At 49.8% G+C, this 1615-nt stretch carries 2 protein-coding genes; both read right to left on the bottom strand.

Annotated features, from left to right (window positions below):
• The coding region (locus tag OSC10802_RS0116395; RefSeq protein WP_026098545.1) for a DUF4114 domain-containing protein at positions 1–921 on the bottom strand (921 nt) is incomplete at its 3' end.
• Positions 890–1207, bottom strand: coding sequence for a pre-peptidase C-terminal domain-containing protein (locus OSC10802_RS0116390; protein ID WP_017717858.1), 318 nt, complete (start codon positions 1205–1207; stop codon positions 890–892). The genes OSC10802_RS0116395 and OSC10802_RS0116390, both read right to left, overlap by 32 nt.
• Positions 1208–1615 lie beyond the last annotated feature (408 nt).

Below are 1615 nucleotides of genomic sequence, written 5' to 3'. Positions count from 1 at the left end.
CGTTCCATCCTCGTTGAGCCGGCTGGCAATCTCAGTAAAACTCTCCACCGGCATCCCCTCAAAACCGGCACGCAAGCTGAAAATCCCGCTAACATCAATAACACTACCCGCAATCGCCGGGTCAGAGGTAATCCCATCTGCAGTGTCCTCACCCGTATCGTTCTCTAGATATGCCGCAATTTCTGGCGGTTCGATATCTGCTGAATTGATTTCATCTAAAATTTGTCCCCCCAAAACTGTCCCGCGCCAGTCCAGGGATGGTGCAATCACATTATTTAGCGATGGGGCTGTGCCAGTCGCGCCGGCGACCTGAAACATCACATCGTTGTAATCCCTATCCGCACCGGCATTCACCTGCATATCTTCAAGAGCGAAAGCATACCCATTGCCGGTGACATCAGCTATCTGCCCTGAATTGAAAGCATCCCTGGGGTCAGCTGTTGCCAATGAGAACAGGGGGCGGCGAGTGCCGGTGAGTGCCGGATTGTTAAAGACATCCTGTATCTTATTCCGGGGGGCTAAGATAATCCCAAACTCATCCCCGGGATTCATAGATACTGTCTTGACGCCCTGGTATATCCCCTTGTTCCAATTTTGCGGCTCAGCCCCCAAAACCCCGGCCAACTTAGCGCCTTCTGTGAAGTCAGAGATGACGGCATGCCCCTCTGAAGAATTACTCAGCGCCCGCCGCGCGGCTTCTTTGGCGAAGGCACTGTAATCGTTCAGGAAAGCCGACATGCCCTTTAGGTTAAAGATGCCTACCTCTCCCTCATAGAAGCCGCCATCAAACAGATAACTTATATCGACTTTACCTGTTGGGCCTACTTTAAACACTCCCGACTCAAAGGGGTTATTATTGCTAGGGGATAGTGACTGACCTGTGAGCGGGTCAGTGTTGGTTTTGGGACTCACTTCCAGCATATACGTCGCCGCTCACCCGAGAGATTTCAATCGAGTAGTCCCCCGCAATTAACGCATCGGCATTAATCGCTTCTGGACTTGTTCCACTATTAGATGATGCGTACAGTACAGAGCCGGTGCTGTCCAGCAATTTTATATTCACATCGGCACTCAATTCGCCCACAGACAGACTGAAACTGCCCGGTGCGTCCAGAGTGAGCCGGTAAATGTCTGTTGGGTCGGCACTCAATACATTGCCGATATATGTTTCGCTGCTTTCTAGGGAGTCAATGTTGAAGTCGGACATCACTCACCTGACCTGTAAACTGCACACCATCACCCCTCGTAGCACGAATCTCTCCGTCACACCTGTCGGGAGCGGCTGACTTGTTTTTTACTGTAGCGAGTTTTTTTTTGGCTGTCAAACTTCTGCGCTCTCAGCGTGTGAGGCTGGCAGTTTTTCTGCCATCTTTTAGATTAGTCTTTTTTAGAATGCCGGTTGAGCGCCATCACAGAATATTTTTTTATGATTTAATAGCCGGATTTTTGAATATGGCCCCGCAATCCTCAGCCCTGAGGGAGCGTTTTTAGCACGCCTGAGGGGGCAAAACTAAGAAAATTCAATGAATCTAGAGGTGATTATTATAAATTTCTATAGTTGCCGGTGGGGCTAAAGCCCAACTACGAACTTTGGGCTAAAGCCCAACTACGAACC

This window comes from Kamptonema formosum PCC 10802, from assembly GCF_000332335.1.
Classification (GTDB): domain Bacteria; phylum Cyanobacteriota; class Cyanobacteriia; order Cyanobacteriales; family Oscillatoriaceae; genus Oscillatoria.
Note: the sequence above shows the minus strand (reverse complement) of the source record. Positions and strands in the feature narration are given on the sequence as shown.